This window comes from Enterococcus sp. AZ071 (genome assembly GCF_050499065.1).
Classification (GTDB): Bacteria; Bacillota; Bacilli; order Lactobacillales; family Enterococcaceae; genus Enterococcus_A; species Enterococcus_A ferrettii.
Map to the genome: position 1 here is coordinate 749485 of NZ_JBIPAS010000001.1, position 19739 is coordinate 769223.

Sequence of the window (19739 nt, forward strand, 5' to 3'; positions counted from 1 at the left end):
AAATTTAACTTTTTATGGTCATTACAAATTGCTCTTTGGATTGCCTTTTTGTTTAGAAAAATATTATTTAGAATGCTCATTAAGGAAATGGTAACTATCTCAGTAATCTATGTGGAAAATCAGAAATTTTGACCAATATATCTAATTAAATACGAACAATAGCTGAGATTCTATGTCTATTATTCGAATATTGTTTTGACTTCATTTTAATTGCTTGTTAAAATGTGAATGACATAATGAAAGGAGCAATTTATGAAGCCAGAAGTAGCGATTATTATGGGAAGTACTTCCGATTGGGAAACAATGAAACATGCTTGTGACAGCTTAGACGAACTAGAAATTTCTTATGAGAAACAGGTAGTTTCCGCCCATCGTACACCAGATTTAATGTTTGAATTTGCTGAAAAAGCGCGAAGCAGAGGGATCAAAGTTATCATTGCTGGAGCAGGCGGTGCAGCACATTTGCCAGGCATGGTAGCGGCTAAAACTACTCTACCTGTTATCGGTGTACCCGTTCAATCGAAGGCTCTTAATGGATTGGATTCCCTTTTGTCAATTGTTCAAATGCCTGGTGGAGTTCCTGTGGCAACAACAGCTATTGGAAAAGCCGGGGCAACAAATGCTGGACTACTTGCGGCTCAGATGCTTTCAATGTATGATGAAAACATAGCTGTTCGTTTAGATGCTAAACGTCAGAAAATGAAAGATTCTGTATTGGAAAGTAGTGAACAACTTGGTTAAACCTTTACAACCTGGCGCAACAATTGGAATTGTGGGCGGGGGGCAATTAGGTCGGATGATGGCGATTAGTGCGAAAGAAATGGGGTTTCGCATTGGCATTATCGATCCAACTGAAGACTGTCCAGCCTCTCAAGTTTCAGATTGGCATATCATCGCCCCTTACGATGACCAGGCGGCGCTAGAAGAAATGGCTCGCCGTACGCAAGTCATTACCTATGAATTTGAGAATGTGGATGTTGATGCATTGAATCAAATTGTCGACCGAGCTAACATTCCTCAGGGAACGGATTTACTGGCTATTACTCAAGATCGTTTAATGGAGAAAGCTTTTTTAGAGGGGAATAATATTGTGATTGCTCCCTATGCCACAATTATCAGCCCGACGGATATACAGGATGCCATCGAAGGTATCGGGTATCCTTGTGTATTGAAAACGACACGCGGCGGATACGATGGACATGGTCAATACGTGTTGAAAGGAACTTCTGATTTAGCCCCTTCCATGAATTTGTTGCGCTCTGGAACTTGTGTGCTAGAAGCATGGATTCCTTTTGAAAAGGAGCTTTCTGTTTTAGTAGCTGGAAATGGCTACGGAGAATATGTGACTTTTCCTGTTGTAGAAAATAATCATCGGAACAATATTTTGCATGAGACTATAGCTCCAGCTCAAATTATTCCCGCCGTTGCTGAGGAAGCCAAACGGATTGCGGAAGTAATTGCAGAGGGTGTTGAGTTAGTAGGAACTTTGTGTGTTGAATTGTTTTTGACCAAAGCCGGTGCATTGTATGTTAATGAAATGGCACCTCGTCCTCATAATTCCGGTCATTATACGATTGAGGCTTGTTCCATGAGCCAATTTGATGCGCATGTTCGAGGTATTTGTGGATGGCCACTCGCTCAACCAAAATTATTGTCGGATGTGGTTATGGTGAATGTATTAGGGGAAAACTTACTTGGAACTTATGAAATTATCGATGAAAAGCCTGATTGGCATTTTCATTATTATGGTAAAGCAATGGCTAAAAAGGGTAGAAAAATGGGACATATTACCTTGCTGACAGAAGATATTGGCCAATCATTAAAAGAAATTAAAAATACTGAAATCTGGGATTAAAAGGAGAACAATATGATACCTCGTTATACTCGACCTGAAATGGGTGAAATTTGGAGTGATGAAAATCGTTACCGTGCTTGGCTCGAAGTAGAAATTTTAGCGGATGAAGCTTGGGCTGAATTAGGTGAGATTCCTAAAGAAGACGTTAAAAAAATTCGTGAAAATGCTGATTTTGATATTGATCGTATTTTAGAAATTGAACAGTCAACTAAGCATGATGTTGTAGCATTTACGCGTGCAGTCTCTGAAACATTAGGTGAAGAACGCAAGTGGGTTCATTATGGATTAACTAGTACAGATGTAGTTGACACAGCTTATGGTTACTTGTATAAACAAGCCAATGACATTTTACGCGAAGATTTAGCTGTATTTTTGGCGATCATTGGTGAAAAAGCCAAAGAACACAAATATACAGTAATGATGGGGCGTACCCACGGTGTGCACGCTGAACCAACAACTTTTGGTTTAAAATTAGCAACGTGGTATTCAGAAATAAAAAGAAATATTGAAAGATTTGATCGTGCAGCAAAAGGGGTAGAGGCCGGTAAAATTTCTGGAGCAGTTGGAACGTTTGCTAATATTCCACCATTTGTAGAAAAATATGTTTGCGAAAATTTAGGCATTCGCCCACAAGAAATTTCTACTCAAGTTTTACCTAGGGACTTGCACGCTGAATATTTTTCAGCTTTGGCGCTAATCGCAACTTCAGTTGAACGATTTGCTACAGAGATTCGTGGATTACAAAAATCTGAAACGCGTGAAGTAGAGGAATTTTTTGCAAAAGGTCAAAAAGGTTCTTCTGCAATGCCTCATAAACGTAATCCAATTGGTTCTGAAAATATGACGGGATTGGCTCGTGTGGTTCGTGGACATATGGTAACTGCATATGAGGATGTTGCGCTTTGGCATGAACGGGATATTTCTCATTCTTCAGCTGAGCGGATTATCGTTCCTGACACAACTATTTTAGTGGATTATATGTTGCACCGTTTTGGCAATATCGTCAAAAATTTGACGGTCTTCCCGGAAAATATGAAACGCAATATGGATGCTACATTTGGACTAATTTACAGCCAACGTGTAATGTTAAAACTAATCGACAATGGCATGACTCGCGAGGAGGCTTATGATTTAGTTCAACCCAAAACAGCTTATGCTTGGGATAATCAAACAGCCTTCCGTCCATTACTAGAAGCCGATGAAAAGATTACTAACGTCTTACCTGAAAACGAATTGGACGATGCATTTGATTATAACTATCATTTGAAAAATGTTGACGAAGTATTCAAACGTATTGGTATAAACTAATTTTTGATAAAAAAACCCGCATATAATCAGAATATGCGGTTTTTTTACTATGCATAAGATTCTATTTCCATAAAATATGTCTGCTTTAAATGATCTAGCAACGAAGAAATCAATGAATAATCGTAGGAATGATTCTTATAGTTGATTTCAATACGATAAGAGTTCTTTAAGAAGGAATGATCCTTCAGCTGTGTAATAATTAATTCATCCTGCTGATCATTTTTGAAGTGTAATGATTGCATACATTCGGAGCGTTTAGGCTTTAACAATTTTCTTAAATTGTGACAAGAATAGAAGCTGACATTACAGTTGCTAGTGTGGGTTTCATCAAGTCCTAATAGTGAATTAAGCAATAGTTGTTTATCATATTCAGATAGTGTAGCAATAAATTCTTGAGCTGCTGACTGCGAATCTAACATAATAATTCCCCCGATATTATTCTCTCATGTAAAATATATCACCCTTAGAATAAATTGTAAACGTTATCTATGGTCGATCCCTTTTTTTGAAATCCTATATTTAGTAAAACACGAACGATAGCAAGAAAAAATAATTATAATATACGATAATATGTTGACCCATTTTTTTTGGCTTGTTAAACTATAGATGATAAAGAAACGAACGATTCATGTTAGATGTGATCGGATTGTTCATTATAAAGGAGCGTGTATCTGTGAAAAAAGAAGCATTGCTTTATGAAGGCAAAGCAAAACAATTGTTTAATACCGATGATTCAGATGTTGTATGGGTAGAGTATTTGAATCAAGCAACAGCTTTAAATGGTGCAAAGAAAGATCAAATTTCTGGTAAAGGCGAACTTAACAATCAGATTACAAGTTTAATTTTTTCTTATCTGCACCAAGCAGGCATTGAGAATCATTTTATTGAACAGATTTCAAAGACAGAACAATTAATTCGTTCAGTTTCAATTATCCCTCTGGAAGTCGTAGTTCGAAATGTTGCTGCTGGCAGTTTTTCTAAACGACTGGCAATTACTGAAGGGACTCCTCTAAAATTTCCGATCGTTGAGTTTTACTTTAAAAACGATGACTTAGACGATCCAATGATCACCGAAGATCACATCAAAGTATTAGAAATTGCCTCTGAACAAGAAATTGCAGCCTTACGTAAAAAAGCGTTGCAAGTGAATGAGGTCCTAAAAAAATTATTCACCGAAATCAATATTCAATTAATTGACTTTAAATTGGAATTTGGCAGGACTGCTAATGGTGATATTCTGCTAGCTGATGAAGTTTCACCAGATACCTGCCGTCTATGGGATTTAACTACAAATGCCCATTTAGATAAAGATATTTATCGCCGTGATTTGGGGGATATCATTCCCGTTTATCAAGAAGTTTTCAACCGATTAAACCAACGAAAAGGAGCTTAACTATGTATTTTGTAAAAGTTTATGTCACGTATAAAGAATCTGTTTTGGATCCTCAGGGAGAAGCTGTGAAAGGAGCAGTTCATCGTTTGGGGTATGAAGAAATTGAAGAAATTCGGATTGGTAAATATTTCGAAATGAAAGTAGCCAAAAGTGATCGTTCTATCGAAGAAATGATTGAAGAGGTTTGTGACAAGTTGTTGGCAAATATCAACATGGAAACGTACCGTTTTGAAATCCTTGAGATGGAGGAAGTCTAGCATGAAGTTTGCTGTCGTTGTTTTTCCGGGTTCTAACTGCGATATGGATATGTACTGGGCGATGAAAGAGATCATGGGTGCGGATTGCGAATACGTTCGTTATGATGCTTCTAGTTTAGAAGGCTTCGACGGAGTGCTGCTACCCGGCGGATTTTCTTACGGCGATTATTTGCGCTGTGGGGCGATTGCTCGTTTTGCTACTATTATGAATGAAGTAGTTCGTTTTGCTCAAGAAGGTAAACCGGTCTTTGGTACCTGTAATGGGTTCCAAATATTAACTGAAGCAGGATTGCTGCCAGGAGCTTTGCGTCGTAACGATACATTAAAATTTATCAGTAAAATTACTCCGTTAGCAGTTGTGAATAATCAAACGAAATTTACCAGTGAGTATGAGCAAGATGAGACGATACAGATTCCTGTGGCCCATGGTGAAGGCAATTACTATTGTGACGAAGAAACTTTGGCGGAGCTAAAGGCTAACAATCAAATAGTTTTCGCTTATGAAGGAGAAAATATTAATGGTAGTGTAGAGAACATTGCTGGAATAATTAACAAACAAGGCAATGTTCTAGGTATGATGCCTCATCCAGAACGAGCTATGGAAAAAATACTAGGCTCAGAAGACGGCAAAAAGTTCTTTGCCTCAATTTTAAGAAACTTCGGAAAGGTGAACGCTAACTAATGATAAATGTAGAACCGACACCACAACAAATTAAAGATCAGCGCATTTATGCCGAGTGGGGATTAACAGATGAAGAATACCGCCTAATTTCTGAGGATATCTTGGATCGTATGCCAAATTATACGGAAACAGGCCTATTTTCTGTTATGTGGAGTGAACATTGCTCGTACAAAAATTCTAAACCGGTTTTGCGGAAGTTCCCAACTGAAGGAAAACAAGTATTACAAGGCCCTGGTGAAGGTGCTGGGATAGTTGATATTGGCGATGGGCAAGCAGTTGTATTTAAAGCTGAAAGCCATAATCATCCATCGGCAGTTGAACCTTATGAAGGAGCTGCTACTGGTGTAGGAGGAATTATCCGGGATATTTTCAGTATGGGAGCTCGTCCAATTGCGTGTTTAGATTCATTACGCTTTGGTGAATTAGATAATGCTCGTACGAAATATTTATTAGAGGAAGTAGTAGCAGGTATTAGCGGCTACGGTAACTGTATTGGAATTCCTACTGTTGGTGGCGAAGTAGCCTTTGATCCATGCTATGAAGGTAATCCATTGGTAAATGCTATGTGTGTTGGATTGATTGATCATAAAGATATCCAAAAGGGCCAAGCTAAAGGTGTAGGTAATTCGATTATGTATGTCGGGGCAAAAACTGGTCGTGATGGTATTCATGGTGCAACTTTCGCTTCAGAAGAATTTGTTGAGGGCGAAGAGCAGCAGCGTTCAGCAGTTCAGGTTGGAGATCCATTTATGGAAAAGCTGCTTTTAGAAGCTTGTTTAGAACTAATTTTAGAACATGCTAATATTTTAGTAGGCATTCAAGACATGGGGGCAGCGGGTTTAGTATCTTCAAGTGCTGAAATGGCCTCAAAAGCTGGATCAGGCTTAAAATTATATCTCGATGATGTTCCACAGCGGGAAACTAATATGACACCGTATGAAATGATGCTATCAGAATCTCAAGAACGTATGTTGATTTGTGTTGAACAGGGTCATGAAGCTGAAGTAGTTGAGTTATTCAAAAAGTATGAATTGGATGCTGTAACAATAGGTGAAGTAACTGATGATGGAATGTATCGCTTGTACCATCATGGAGCTGAAGTAGCGAACTTACCAGTAGATGCTTTAGCTGAAGATGCACCAGTTTACGAAAATGAACGGACTGAACCAGCTCGTATTCAGGAATTTGCAGCGATGGCTGATTTTGTTCCAAAAGTAGAAAATGCCACTGAGACTTTATTAGAATTATTAAAACAACCAACTGTTGCTTCAAAGCGTTCGATCTATGAAACCTACGACTCGCAGGTGCGTACTAACACAGTTGTCCGACCAGGAAGCGACGCGGCAGTATTGCGTGTTCGCGGAACAAATAAAGCATTGGCGATGACTACTGACTGTAATGCTCGCTACTTATATTTGAATCCAGAAATTGGCGGGCAAATTGCGGTTGCTGAAGCAGCTCGCAACATTGTGGCATCTGGTGGACAGCCGCTAGCCATAACAGATTGTTTGAATTATGGGTCTCCAGAAAAGCCAGAAGTATTCTGGGAATTGTGGACTTCTGCAGATGGGATTTCAGAAGCGTGTCGTACATTGAACACACCAGTTATCTCGGGGAATGTTTCCTTATACAATGAAACTAATGGAAAAGCAATCTATCCGACACCAATGATTGGTATGGTCGGCTTAATTGAAGACCTGAATCATATCACCACCCAAGAATTCAAACAAGCGGGAGACTTGGTGTATGTAATTGGAAAAACCAGTGATGATTTTAACGGGTCTGAGATTCAAAAAATGCAGCTTGGGCGTATCGAAGGAAAATTGATGAACTTTGATCTAGCTACTGAGAAAGAAAACCAAGAGAAGATGCTGAAAGCTATCAAAGCGGGATATGTTTCAAGCTGTCATGATTGTGCAGAAGGTGGCTTAGCAGTAGCGATTGCTGAAGCAGCTTTTTCTAATGAATTGGGTGTGGACGTGAAATTGGCACTATCTAAAGAAAAATTATTTGCCGAAACTCAATCACGTTTTGTTGTTTCTATTCCAAGAGTGCAACAAGCAGCTTTTGAAGAACTAATGGGAACAAAGGCTCAGTTGATTGGTGAAGTGACTAAAAGTGGTGAATTGATAATTCAAGCAGAGAACGCTCGTATTCAAGTTGCAACTAAGACGGCCGTACAATTATGGGAGGAAGCTATTCCATGTCTTATGAAGTAAGAAGCTTAAATGAAGAATGTGGCGTATTCGGCATCTGGGGTCACCCAGATGCTTCTCGCGTCACTTATTTTGGTTTGCACAGTTTGCAGCATCGGGGACAAGAAGGTGCCGGAATTGTAGTCAATAATAACGGGAAATTGATCGGATACCGTGGTTTAGGATTATTGTCTGAGGTATTTAAAGATGATCAGCAGTTAGAAAAATTAGCAGGTCAAGCTGCAATAGGTCACGTCCGTTATGCGACAGCTGGTAACGGCAGTGTGGACAACATTCAACCATTTCTATTTAAATTTTACGATGGCGATTTGGCTTTAGCTCATAATGGTAATTTGACTAATGCTAAAAGCTTGCGTAAAGAGTTGGAGAAGGATGGTGCAATTTTTCATTCGAATTCTGATACTGAAATTTTGATGCACTTGATCCGTCGCAGTCAAAAAGAAACTTTTTTGGATCGACTAAAGGAATCCCTGAATGCCGTAAAGGGTGGCTTTGCTTATCTAATTGCGACAGAAGATTCGATGGTAGCAGCTTTAGATGCCAATGGATTTCGACCTTTATCAATTGGTCGCATGGTAAATGGAGCCTATGTAGTAGCTTCAGAAACCTGCGCCTTAGAGGTTGTTGGTGCTGAGTTCATTCAGGATGTGAATCCTGGAGAAATCATCATTATTAATGATGAAGGGTTAACGGTTGATCATTTTACCGAAGATACTCAGCATGCAATTTGTTCAATGGAATATATTTATTTTGCTCGTCCAGATTCAAACATTGCTGGTGTGAACGTTCATAGTGCTCGAAAAAAAATGGGTAAAACATTGGCAAAAGAATCACCTGTAGACGCTGATATGGTTGTCGGCGTTCCAAATTCTTCGCTTTCCGCTGCCAGCGGTTATGCTGAAGCCTCCGGTATCCCTTACGAAATGGGATTAGTAAAAAATCAATATGTCGCGCGTACTTTTATTCAGCCGACCCAGGAATTGCGGGAGCAAGGGGTTCGCATGAAGCTCTCAGCCGTGAGTGGTGTGGTAGAGGGTAAAAAAGTAATTATGGTTGATGATTCAATCGTTCGGGGAACCACAAGCCGTCGAATTGTTAATCTTTTAAAAGAAGCTGGAGCTAAAGAGGTACATGTTCGTATTGCTTCGCCGCCTTTACGTTATCCTTGTTTTTATGGAATTGATATTCAGACACGCAAAGAATTAATAGCTGCCAATCATACGGTAGATGAAATTCGTGAATGTATAGAAGCCGATTCGCTTTCATTTTTGAGCGAGGATGGTTTGATCCAGTCGATTGGATTAAATTTCGATGCACCGTATTCTGGTTTGTGTATGGCTTATTTTAACGGGGATTTTCCAACGCCGTTGTACGATTATGAAGAACAATACCAAGCATCATTTAAAGAAAAAATATCTTTTTTCTAAATTAGAATTAAGCACCAAACGAATGAGAAAAAAAGGGGCGAATATAGTGGGAAACGCGTATGCAAAAGCCGGTGTTGATGTAGAAGCTGGTTATGAAGTAGTAGAGCGAATCAAAAAGCACGTAAAAAGAACTGAACGCAAGGGTGTCATGGGAGCGATTGGTGGATTTGGCGGTTGTTTCGATTTAAGTCAATTCGATTTGAAAGAACCTGTTTTAGTCTCTGGTACAGACGGAGTTGGAACTAAATTGATGGTGGCCATTCAATCAGATCAGCATGATCAAATCGGTATTGATTGTGTTGCTATGTGTGTAAACGACATCGTTGCTCAAGGTGCTGAACCACTCTATTTTTTAGACTATATTGCAACTGGTAAAAACATTCCGGCTCGTTTGGAACAAGTAATAGCTGGTGTGGTAGAAGGTTGTGTTCAAGCTGGTGCCGCTTTAATCGGGGGAGAAACAGCAGAAATGCCTGGCATGTACAGTGAAGATGATTATGATTTGGCTGGATTTACTGTAGGAATTGCTGAAAAAAGTCAAATGATCACTGGTGAAAAAATTCAAGCAGGGGATGTCTTAATTGGTTTATCTTCTTCAGGAATTCATTCAAATGGTTATTCTTTAGTACGTAAAATTTTCTTTGAACAGCATAAATTAGCAATCGATGCTAAAATTCCTGAACTGGCAAATAAAAAATTAGCTGACGAACTACTAACACCAACCAAAATCTATGTTTCCGCTGTTTTACCATTAGTAAAACAAGAATTAGTGAATGGCATTGCTCATGTAACTGGCGGTGGTTTTGTTGAAAATATTCCACGGATGCTACCGGATAATTTAGCTTGTGAAATTAATTTGGGAACTTGGCCAGTTTTACCAATTTTTAAAGTAATGGAAAAATACGGTGAAATTCCAGCCATGGAAATGTATGAAATTTTCAACATGGGTATTGGGATGGTGCTAGCTGTTTCTCCTGAAAAAGTTTCGCAAGTAGAAGCGACCTTGAAGAGTGAAAAAGAAGAATTTTATACGATTGGACAAATAGTGAATCGTAAGGACACGCCAATCAGCTTTAAAGGAGCTCAGCTATGAGATTAGCTGTTTTAGCTTCAGGTAATGGCTCAAATTTCGAGGCGATCATACAAGCGGTTGAGGTGGGTGAAATTCTAGCTGAAATAGTTCTATTGTTTGCTGATCATCATGATGCGTATGTATTAAAACGTGCCAAGGATCATAATATTCCATATGTTTCGTTTGAGCTGAAAGAGTTTGAGGACAAGCAAACGTATGAAGCAGCATTATTAGAGCTTTTAGCTGATCATGAAATTGAGCTTATTGTTTTAGCAGGATATATGCGGATTATTGGTAAAAGTCTGCTGCAGGCTTACGCAAATAGAATTATAAACCTTCATCCAGCATTGTTACCAAATTTTCCAGGTTTACACGGCATCCGAGATGCTTATGACGCGAAAGTCAGTGAGACTGGCGTGACAGTTCATTACATTGACAGCGGTGTAGATACTGGGCCTATTATTGCTCAAGAAGCGGTTAAGATCGAATCGTCGGATACATTAGAACAATTGGAAGAAAAAATTCATCAAGTAGAACACCAGCTCTATCCACGAGTAATTGCTGAAATTGTAAAGGAGATTCAAAGATGAGACGAGCACTAATTAGTGTATCAGATAAAACAGGAATTGTAGAATTTACCAAAGGTTTAGTTGAACAAGGAATCGAGGTTATTTCAACTGGTGGAACTAAGAAAGTGTTGGATGAGGCAGGAATTGCAACATTAGCAATTGATGAAGTGACAGGCTTTCCAGAAATGATGGACGGACGGGTAAAAACATTACATCCCAAAATTCATGGTGGACTACTGGGCCGTCGAGATGTAGTGGAGCACATGAGTGCTATGAAGAAACATGATATCCAACCGATTGATTTTATTTGTGTAAATTTATATCCTTTCAAAGAAACTATCAGCAGATCTAATGTTACTGAAGAGGAAGCGATTGAAAATATCGACATCGGAGGACCAAGCATGCTGCGTTCAGCTGCTAAAAACTTCAATGCAGTAACAGTGGTCGTTGATCCGAAAGATTATGAAGTTGTTTTGAGCGAATTAAAGGAAGAACAGAAAACTACCTTAGAAACACGAAAACGTTTGGCTGCTAAGGTTTTCCGACACACAGCAGCATACGATGCCTTAATTGCGGAGTATCTGACTAAAGCAGTGGAGGAAACTAAACCAGAAAAATTGATCTTGACGTACGATTTGAAGCAGACCTTGCGTTACGGTGAGAATAGCCACCAAAACGCTGCGTTTTATCAATCTGCCTTGCCTGTATCGTTTTCGATTGCCAGCGCCAAACAGCTGCATGGTAAAGAACTATCTTATAATAATATCAAAGATGCAGATGCTGCTTTACGAATTATCCGTGAATTCGAGGAACCAACGGTGGTAGCTTTAAAGCATATGAATCCTTGTGGAATTGGCAGCGGTAGAACAATTGCTGAAGCCTATCAATTTGCTTATGAAGCAGATCCAAAATCAATTTTTGGTGGAATCTTGATTGCTAATCGTCCGATTGATTTAAAAACTGCGGAAGAAATGCACAAACTGTTCTTAGAAATTATTGTGGCACCTGCTTTTGATCAAGAGGCTTTTGATTTATTAGCTTCAAAGAAAAATCTGCGATTGATGCAATTAGACTTTGATCAAATTAAGGAAAATTACTCTCCAGAGACTGTTTCTGTTTTAGGTGGGTTGCTGGTTCAAGACCAAGATTTAGTAACTGAAACTCCTGATACTTGGGAGATAGCGACTGATCGCAAACCAACTGAAGAAGAATTGAAGGCCTTGAGCTTTGCTTGGAAAGCAGTTAAACATGTGAAGTCCAATGCGATTGTTGTAGCAAATGAACACCAAACAGTTGGTATTGGTGCAGGCCAAATGAATCGAGTTGGTTCAGTTGAGATTGCATTAGAACAGGCCAAAGAAAAAATGGATGGCGCTGTTTTAGCCAGCGATGCGTACTTCCCAATGGATGATAGTGTAGAGTATGCAGCACAGCATGGTATCAAAGCAATAGTTCAACCGGGTGGAAGCATCCGTGACAAGGACTCTATTGCTATGGCAAATAAATATGGTGTTGCTATGGTTTTCACTGGCGGACGTCACTTCAGACATTAATGGGGAGGAAATAAATGAGAGTATTAATTATCGGCAGTGGTGGACGTGAACATGCTATTGCAAAGAAAATTCTTTCCAGTCCTAAAGTAAGCGATGTGTTTTGTGCAATGGGAAACCCTGGGATGGAAAAAGACGGCATTCAAACGGTTGCGATTCAAGAAGACAACCATCCAGAATTAATTAAGTTCGCTAAAGACCAGCAAATTTCTTGGACCTTTGTTGGTCCAGAGGTTCCTTTGCTGAATGGAATTGTAGATGATTTTCAGGCGGCCAACTTAAAAATCTTCGGACCAAATAAAAAGGCAGCAATGATTGAAGGATCAAAGGAATTTGCCAAAGAGATTATGGTGAATAACCAGATCCCAACTGCGGATTACCAAGCCTTTACTGATTACGAAGAAGCCATTTCTTATGTAAAAGAAAAAGGTGCGCCGATTGTCATTAAAGCAGATGGATTAGCAGCGGGTAAAGGCGTTACAGTTGCTATGACATTGTATGAAGCATTGGCTGCCTTGAAGGAAATGATGACAGATTTAAAATTTGGAGCAAGTGGTTCAAAAGTGGTTGTGGAAGAATTTCTTGAAGGAGAAGAATTTTCATTGCTTGCCTTTGTTCGCAATGAAGAGGTTTATCCAATGGTAATCTCTCAGGATCATAAGCGTGCATATGATCAGGATAAAGGACCAAACACTGGAGGCATGGGAGCCTATTCTCCCGTTCCACAAATTTCTGAAGCTACTGTACAACAGGCGATTGAAAAAGTACTTTATCCAGCAGCCATCGGCATGGTGAAAAATGGTACACCCTTTACTGGTATTTTATATGCCGGTTTAATTGCCACTGGAGCTGGTCCTAAAGTAATTGAATTCAATGCTCGTTTTGGCGATCCGGAAACCCAGGTAGTTCTCCCGCGAATGGAGAGTGATTTGACAATAGTACTTGATGATCTGATAAATGGCAAAAAGCCTCAGTTGAATTGGAAGGAAAATGCCGCTGTGGGAGTAGTAATCGCTGCTGAAGGTTATCCGGGATCCTACAAAAAAGATATGCCAATACCGAACTTTGCCGAAGATGTTACCGTTTATTATGCTGGAGTAGCTGGAGAAAAAGACCAATTGAAATCTTCAGGAGGACGAGTATTTTTAATTGAAGCTGAAGCAGCAACTATCCAAGAAGCACAGATTAAGGTCTATCAAGCATTAAAATCAGTAGATACCACTAATTTTTTCTATCGTAATGATATAGGAGATAAAAGTAAACAGTAATCAAAATTAATTCGTCAGCTGTCCGTATTCATTGGGCAGCTGCTTTTTTGTGCAAGATTCTATAATTGAAAATTTAAGTGAGAATTTTTAATTCTTTACAACTAGCTATCTAAAAGTACTTTACAAATACTCATCAAATTAGTTCTCGATGGGTTTTTAGTGGGAATACTTCAAATGGTTTTATCAACTAAATGAAAGCGCTATTTAGCATTTCTTTGCAAATCAGAAAGAACATTGCATTTAAAATGACAGAATCTGTTTAAAATGGTAAACTGATTATGATAAAACGATTAGAGAATCGGAAAAGGAGATATTTCATGAAGAAGATTAAATTTGGTTCGACTGATTTAGAAGTTTCAGCCGTTATTTTAGGCTGTATGCGAATGAATAAAGCAAAAGACCCTGTTCGAGTGATCGAGACAGCGGTTGAGCATAGCATTAATTTTTTTGATCATGCAGACATATATAGTAACGGTGAATGCGAAGAGGTTTTCCGTGATGCGTTGAAAAAAACGAACATTAAACGAGAAGATTTGATTATCCAAAGTAAATGCGGGATTGTTCCGGGTGTTATGTTCGATTTTTCAAAAGAACATATTATTAAAGCCGTAGAGGGGAGTCTGCAACGTCTAGGTACAGACTATTTGGATGCTTTGCTGCTCCACCGTCCAGACGCATTGGTGGAGCCCGAAGAAGTGGCAGAAGCCTTTTCTAAGCTAGAAAAAGAAGGAAAAGTTCGTCATTTTGGTGTAAGCAACCAGAATCCAAGTCAAATTGATTTACTAAAAACTGCTGTAAAGCAACCGTTAGTAGCTAATCAATTACAATTTGGAATTATGCATACCGGAATGATTGATCAAGGAATTCACGTGAATATGACGGATGAACGCAGTTTATATCATGATGGTGGATTAATTGACTACTCACGTATTAATGATATGACCATCCAAGCATGGTCGCCTTATCAATACGGATTCTTTGAGGGTGTCTTCATTGATAATCCTAAATTTCCTGAACTAAATGAAAAATTAAAAGAACTGGCAACACGTTATGGTACTACATCGACAGGGTTAGCAAGTGCTTGGATTTTACGTCATCCAGCCAAAATGCAAGTCATTGCTGGAACAATGAACGAACAGCGAATTAAGGAAATTGCTGAGGCAGCGGATGTAGTCTTAACGAGAGAAGATTGGTATAGTATCTATCTCGCTGCAGGAAATGACTTACCTTAATGAAAGAGGCGAGTGATATGGAAAACAAATGGCAAACATCCCAAATGGAAGCAGCCAAGCCGGATTTAGATCAGTTTATGGACTTTTTACCGAATGCCCATTACTTGAAAATTTTACTTGCACAATTAAATCGACATTATGATCCAGAAATCAAAATTATGTTTCAGAAAAGATTTGGTTGGTATATTGAAGTGGCTCAATATGACGGCGTTTTATGCCGAATCATTATTCATAATGATTACTTTTCTGTAGTAACACCTTTTCCAGAATTTAGTCGGAGTTACCTCGATCCGATGTTGCAGGTAATGTCTAATGAATTTAAAGAACAGTATGCCCACGTGACGAAAGCTACTAAGCAATTTGAAATGGACGTTACTACTGAGGCTGAGATGGAAGATGTCATCTATCTAGTTAGCCTCCAGGCAAAAAAATTAAGAGAAACCCAAAAAGTTTAGTGGAATGTTCGGTTTTCACGAACATTATTTAAAAAAAGCTTGCTTTTTATTTTGAATTGTTGTAAATTACATAGGGCTGAAAAACCCTATGTTTTTTTACGTCATTCAATTTATGGAGGAAATTCATGAAAGTATTTGATTATGAGGATATTCAATTAATTCCCAATAAGTGTATTGTAAACAGTCGATCAGAATGCGACACTAGCGTAACTTTAGGTGAACACACTTTTAAAATGCCGGTGGTTCCAGCCAACATGCAGACAATTATTGACGAAAAAATTGCCGAATTTTTAGCAAAAAATGGTTATTTCTATATCATGCATCGTTTTTATGAAGAGGAAAGAATTCCTTTTATCAAAAAGATGGAGAAACAAGGCTTAATTACATCTATCAGTGTAGGTGTTAAGGAAAGTGAGTACAACTTCGTAAAAGAATTGGCTGATAAAAAACTGATTCCGGATTATATTACAATTGACATAGCCCACGGACATTCAGAGTCAGTGATTAAGATGATTAAGTATATTAAAGAATTATTGCCAAAAACTTTCGTAATTGCGGGAAATGTAGGAACGCCAGAGGCAGTCAGAGAATTGGAGAATGCTGGTGCTGACGCGACTAAGGTCGGTATCGGACCTGGTAAAGTATGTATTACGAAGATTAAAACAGGTTTTGGAACAGGTGGCTGGCAATTAGCAGCATTGGCTTGGTGTGCAAAAGCTGCGCGTAAACCAATTATTGCAGATGGCGGAATTCGAACTCATGGTGATATTGCAAAATCTGTTCGTTTTGGAGCATCAATGGTGATGATTGGTTCATTATTTGCTGGTCATGAGGAATCACCAGGAGAAACAATGGTTCAAGATGGTGTGGTTTATAAAGAATACTTCGGTAGCGCTTCAGAATTTCAAAAGGGCGAAAAGAAAAATGTCGAGGGGAAAAAAATCTGGATAACCTATAAAGGAAATTTAGCAGATACCTTAATAGAAATGCAGCAAGATTTACAGTCTTCAATTTCTTATGCTGGTGGAAATGATCTTGAAGCTATTCGGACAGTGGATTATGTTGTTGTGAAAAATTCTATTTTTAATGGTGACACTATTTAAGAAAGATACATTTTAGTATTTCAATAAAAAAAGATCTCGTTACAGCTTTTAATCAGCTGCAGCGGGATCTTTTTAAATAGTTATTTCGATATCAAAGTCAATTAGATATTCTTTTAGAGCAAAGAGATTCTTGCGGAAAACAAAGCTTTCCATCCCGATTGCTCGGGCGCCCGCTACATTTACTGGCAGATCATCTAAGAAAATGCATTGAGAGGGAATCAGCTGAAAATGATGACAAAAAGTATAGTAAACTTGGGCTTCTGGCTTAATTATTTTCCAATCAGCAGTTACGAAGATACCATCCATGTACTTCAACGCAGGAATATTTTTTTCGTATTTATAGAAATCATCTGGAGCGTTTGAAAGAACATAAAGTTTATAGCCTTGATCTTTTAATTGTTTTACAATAGCTTCCATTTCAGGAATAGGCATGATTTCTTGGTACCAAGTAGCTAAAATGTTAGGGATAATTTCTTTTAATTCAGCAGGTGCTTTTTTGAGCGCTCGACGAGCAATTTCATCCTTTGTAATGGTTCCACGGTCAAAATCAATCCATTCCGCAGTTAAAAAAATATTTTCAAGTAAAAACTTTTGATGAAGAGAATTATTTGTAAATTTCGTGATAAACTTTGTTGGCTCATAATTAACCAGAACATTACCTAAATCAAAAACGATATTTTTAATCATGAATATTCCTCACCTTCATTGATCTTGTTTGCACATTACCTGTCTATTGTAACAAATTCGGAGAGAAAGTTGGCATTTGCTGAGAAGGTTTAAACAAAAAAGGAGTTTTGGATAGTTTTGTTAAGGGAGTAATACTTGTTTAGGTTAAAATCTATTTAGTATTGACACTCTTATAAAATTGGTTTAGTTTTAAGCCATCCAATAAAAATGAGGTCCTAGTATGTGGAAATTAGATAGCACTAAAAAGATACCTGTTTATCAGCAAATCATGGAACAAATCATTGAATACATTCAAAAGGGACAATTAAATCCAGGGGATCGTTTACCCTCTGAACGTAAACTGGCTGCTAGCTATCAAGTGAATCGTTCGACTGTGGTCCATGCTTTGGAGGAATTAGTTAGCTTGGGTTGGATTATTCGTCAACAAGGCAGCGGTACATTGGTTAACGAGGGGAGATGGGGACGTAGTGCGACACCTCGCATGAATTGGCGGCAATTATTAAGCAGAGAAACGCCACAAACAGAACCCTATCTGCTGGAGCTGCATGAAATTCAGAAAGATACTCAGACCTTAGATCTATACACAGGAGAACTGCCATTAGATTTAATCCCAGATTTTCGTTTACCTGCGTATACTTGGGAGGAGTTGCTGATTGAAGAAAAGAAACAGAGGGATTTAGGTTATCCGCCTTTACAGAGAATCATATGCGAACGGTTGTATAGAGAGCAGGGATTAGAAGCAGCAACTAATCAGGTATTGATTACTTCTGGTGCCCAACAAGCGTTATTTCTGTTGTTGCAGGTGATGCTTGAAGCCGGAGACAGTGTAGCGATTGAAGATCCTTCATTTTTGTACTCTTTACCAATTTTTGATACAGCTGGTGTTCGATTATACGGTGTGGCAATGGATGAAGAGGGAATGCAGATCGAGGCATTAGAGCAATTGATTCTAGCCAAAAGAGTTAAGTTAATTATCGTAAATCCGACATTTCAAAATCCCACTGGCAACACCATGACTTTGAAACGTCGCAAACAATTAATTGCTTTGAGCGAAAAATACCAGCTGCCAATTGTAGAGGACGATGTTTTTGGTGAACTAAACTTTTTACAGCTTCCCCCTTCACTGAAATCTTTGGCTCCTCACCAAGTGATTTATTTAGGGTCACTGTCAAAAATTTTCGGTTCCTCCATTAAGATCGGTTGGATTGTTGCCGATCAAAGTCTGATTCAGCGTTTATCTGAGGCTAAACAAATGATGGATTTCTCTATTAGCGTTTTCCCTCAAGTAGTCGCGTATACGGCACTGACCGATCAGTCCTTCGAAACTAATCGTCAAGAGCTGATTGACACTCTCAAACATAAGAGGGATTGTTTCTATAGCTGTGCCCAATCAGTTTCCAGCGATTGGCAATTTGAAGAGATCGACGGAGGACTTTACGTTTGGCTGAAGTGGCGTCACCAAAAGTTGACTCGCAAAGATTGGGGTCTTTTTTTACAAGAAAAGCTCTTGGTAGCTCCCTCATTTCTCTTTAGTAATGATACAATGGCTATGCGGGTGAATTATTCCCGGATGACAGAAGAGGAGTGTTACATCTTTTTTGTTAAACTGCAAAAGATATCAGAAATTATAGGAGGTCGTAAGTATGAAAGAGATAATTGAAGTATTAAATAATCATCGTACCTATCGGGATTTTGATGAGAACTATCAATTGCCAGATGAGGATTTACAACAAATATTGGATGCAAGCCGTCAAGCACCCAGCTGGATGAATGGTCAAATGTACAGCATCATTGTAGTCAAGAACCAAAAACTTCGCCAAAAATTTGTTGAGCTTAATCCAGGTAATCCTCATATGCTGAAAAGTTCGGTTTTCTTATTGTTTGTTGCAGATTTAAAACGCACACAGAAAGTAGCAGAGCATTATCAAGTGGACTACTCAATTGCTGAAGGAATCGATCCACTGATCACGGCTGTCACTGATACTGCACTAGCTTTGCAAAATGCTGTTGTTGCAACTGAAGCATTAGGACTAGGTAGCGTGGTAGTGGGCAGCATTCGTAAAGATATAAAAAAAATCAGTGAATTACTGAACCTTCCCGACTACGTACTGCCAGTGGCTGGGTTAAGTATTGGTAAGCCTACTATGGAAATGCGTATTAAGCCACGCTTACCGGAAAAAACAGTTGTTCATTATGATGGTTATCAAGAGTATGATTACGGAGAAATTGAAGCGTACGATCAAACCATGGAAGTTTTTGCTGAAGCCCGAGAAACTAAATTGTGGAGTAAAAAGTTTGCGGATTATTTTAGTAATAAGCCAAATGTTACCATCGATGAATTTGTGAAAGAACAACGTTTGTTAAAAGAATAAAAGCTTGAAGAATTGTTACTATCTCTTCTCTTTTTAAATAGGGAGACCCAGAGAACATACTGTTCAACTTCTTTTCAAATTCTCACATAAGTTGCTCTTTTTGTTGACACTCAGTGCTATCTTTACTATAGTAAAAGTGGAAATTGTATAAATTGTTAGGTGAGGCTCCTATATGGACACAAGCTGCTGCCGCGAAAGAATCGAGAGACTCTTAGTTGGTGGAACAGGTTGGGACTAAATTAGTTAGCTTAACTTTTTGGTTATTTTATAAATCATTATCTACTACTTCAAGC

19 protein-coding genes are annotated in these 19739 nt (G+C 38.6%); 17 read left to right on the forward strand and 2 right to left on the reverse strand.

Annotated elements, in window-relative coordinates; all coding sequences use genetic code 11:
- Positions 1-252: 252 nt before the first annotated feature.
- From purE to purB, 3 genes are read left to right on the forward strand one after another with little or no spacing between them, the layout of a single operon-like run.
- Positions 253-741, forward strand: a complete 489-nt coding sequence (gene purE / locus IGI49_RS03635) for a 5-(carboxyamino)imidazole ribonucleotide mutase (protein ID WP_207703329.1) — start codon at positions 253-255, stop codon at positions 739-741.
- Complete coding sequence (gene purK / locus IGI49_RS03640; RefSeq protein WP_429963387.1) at positions 734-1855, forward strand: 5-(carboxyamino)imidazole ribonucleotide synthase; 1122 nt, start codon at positions 734-736, stop codon at positions 1853-1855. The genes purE and purK overlap by 8 nt, the downstream gene beginning before the upstream one ends.
- A 12-nt stretch (positions 1856-1867) precedes the next feature.
- Positions 1868-3163, forward strand: coding sequence for an adenylosuccinate lyase (gene purB / locus IGI49_RS03645; protein WP_429963388.1), 1296 nt, complete (start codon positions 1868-1870; stop codon positions 3161-3163).
- Between the two features lie 47 nt (positions 3164-3210).
- Here the strand turns inward: purB and IGI49_RS03650 are convergent, their stop codons facing one another.
- Positions 3211-3582, reverse strand: coding sequence for a hypothetical protein (locus tag IGI49_RS03650; protein WP_429963389.1), 372 nt, complete (start codon positions 3580-3582; stop codon positions 3211-3213).
- A gap of 254 nt (positions 3583-3836) precedes the next feature.
- Here IGI49_RS03650 and purC point away from each other — a divergent pair, with 254 nt between their 5' ends.
- From purC to guaC, 12 genes are all read left to right on the forward strand, one after another.
- A complete protein-coding gene (gene purC / locus IGI49_RS03655; RefSeq protein ID WP_429963390.1) occupies positions 3837-4556 on the forward strand; it encodes a phosphoribosylaminoimidazolesuccinocarboxamide synthase in 720 nt (239 codons plus the stop codon).
- A 2-nt stretch (positions 4557-4558) separates the two neighbouring features.
- Complete coding sequence (gene purS, locus IGI49_RS03660; protein WP_207703334.1) at positions 4559-4813, forward strand: phosphoribosylformylglycinamidine synthase subunit PurS; 255 nt, start codon at positions 4559-4561, stop codon at positions 4811-4813.
- A 1-nt stretch (position 4814) separates the two neighbouring features.
- Complete coding sequence (gene purQ, locus IGI49_RS03665; protein WP_207703335.1) at positions 4815-5495, forward strand: phosphoribosylformylglycinamidine synthase subunit PurQ; 681 nt, start codon at positions 4815-4817, stop codon at positions 5493-5495.
- A complete protein-coding gene (gene purL, locus IGI49_RS03670; RefSeq protein ID WP_429963391.1) occupies positions 5495-7714 on the forward strand; it encodes a phosphoribosylformylglycinamidine synthase subunit PurL in 2220 nt (739 codons plus the stop codon). The genes purQ and purL overlap by 1 nt, the downstream gene beginning before the upstream one ends.
- Entirely contained in the window at positions 7699-9138 is a 1440-nt protein-coding gene (gene purF / locus IGI49_RS03675; protein WP_429963392.1) for an amidophosphoribosyltransferase, read from the forward strand. The genes purL and purF overlap by 16 nt, the downstream gene beginning before the upstream one ends.
- Before the next feature lie 46 nt (positions 9139-9184).
- Entirely contained in the window at positions 9185-10231 is a 1047-nt protein-coding gene (purM, locus tag IGI49_RS03680) for a phosphoribosylformylglycinamidine cyclo-ligase (RefSeq protein WP_429963393.1), read from the forward strand.
- On the forward strand, positions 10228-10800 hold the full coding sequence (gene purN / locus IGI49_RS03685; protein WP_429963394.1) for a phosphoribosylglycinamide formyltransferase: 573 nt from the start codon (positions 10228-10230) through the stop codon (positions 10798-10800). The genes purM and purN overlap by 4 nt, the downstream gene beginning before the upstream one ends.
- Entirely contained in the window at positions 10797-12332 is a 1536-nt protein-coding gene (purH, locus tag IGI49_RS03690) for a bifunctional phosphoribosylaminoimidazolecarboxamide formyltransferase/IMP cyclohydrolase (protein WP_429963395.1), read from the forward strand. The genes purN and purH overlap by 4 nt, the downstream gene beginning before the upstream one ends.
- 14 nt (positions 12333-12346) lie before the next feature.
- Positions 12347-13597: a phosphoribosylamine--glycine ligase gene (gene purD, locus IGI49_RS03695; protein ID WP_429963396.1), complete on the forward strand. Its 1251-nt coding sequence runs from the start codon at positions 12347-12349 to the stop codon at positions 13595-13597.
- 317 nt (positions 13598-13914) lie between these two features.
- Complete coding sequence (locus IGI49_RS03700; RefSeq protein ID WP_429963397.1) at positions 13915-14829, forward strand: aldo/keto reductase; 915 nt, start codon at positions 13915-13917, stop codon at positions 14827-14829.
- 17 nt (positions 14830-14846) lie between these two features.
- Positions 14847-15284, forward strand: coding sequence for a DUF3788 family protein (locus IGI49_RS03705; protein ID WP_429963398.1), 438 nt, complete (start codon positions 14847-14849; stop codon positions 15282-15284).
- A gap of 125 nt (positions 15285-15409) precedes the next feature.
- Positions 15410-16387: a GMP reductase gene (guaC, locus tag IGI49_RS03710; protein WP_429963399.1), complete on the forward strand. Its 978-nt coding sequence runs from the start codon at positions 15410-15412 to the stop codon at positions 16385-16387.
- 72 nt (positions 16388-16459) lie between these two features.
- Here guaC and IGI49_RS03715 read toward each other — a convergent pair whose 3' ends face one another.
- On the reverse strand, positions 16460-17074 hold the full coding sequence (locus IGI49_RS03715) for an HAD family hydrolase (protein WP_429963400.1): 615 nt from the start codon (positions 17072-17074) through the stop codon (positions 16460-16462).
- 220 nt (positions 17075-17294) lie between these two features.
- Between IGI49_RS03715 and IGI49_RS03720 the strand changes: the two genes are divergently transcribed.
- Both IGI49_RS03720 and IGI49_RS03725 read left to right on the forward strand, forming a co-directional pair.
- Positions 17295-18734, forward strand: a complete 1440-nt coding sequence (locus IGI49_RS03720; RefSeq protein ID WP_429963401.1) for a PLP-dependent aminotransferase family protein — start codon at positions 17295-17297, stop codon at positions 18732-18734.
- Positions 18718-19446 (forward strand): nitroreductase family protein, encoded by a 729-nt coding sequence (locus IGI49_RS03725; RefSeq protein WP_429963402.1) that lies wholly within the window; start codon positions 18718-18720, stop codon positions 19444-19446. The genes IGI49_RS03720 and IGI49_RS03725 overlap by 17 nt, the downstream gene beginning before the upstream one ends.
- Positions 19447-19739 lie beyond the last annotated feature (293 nt).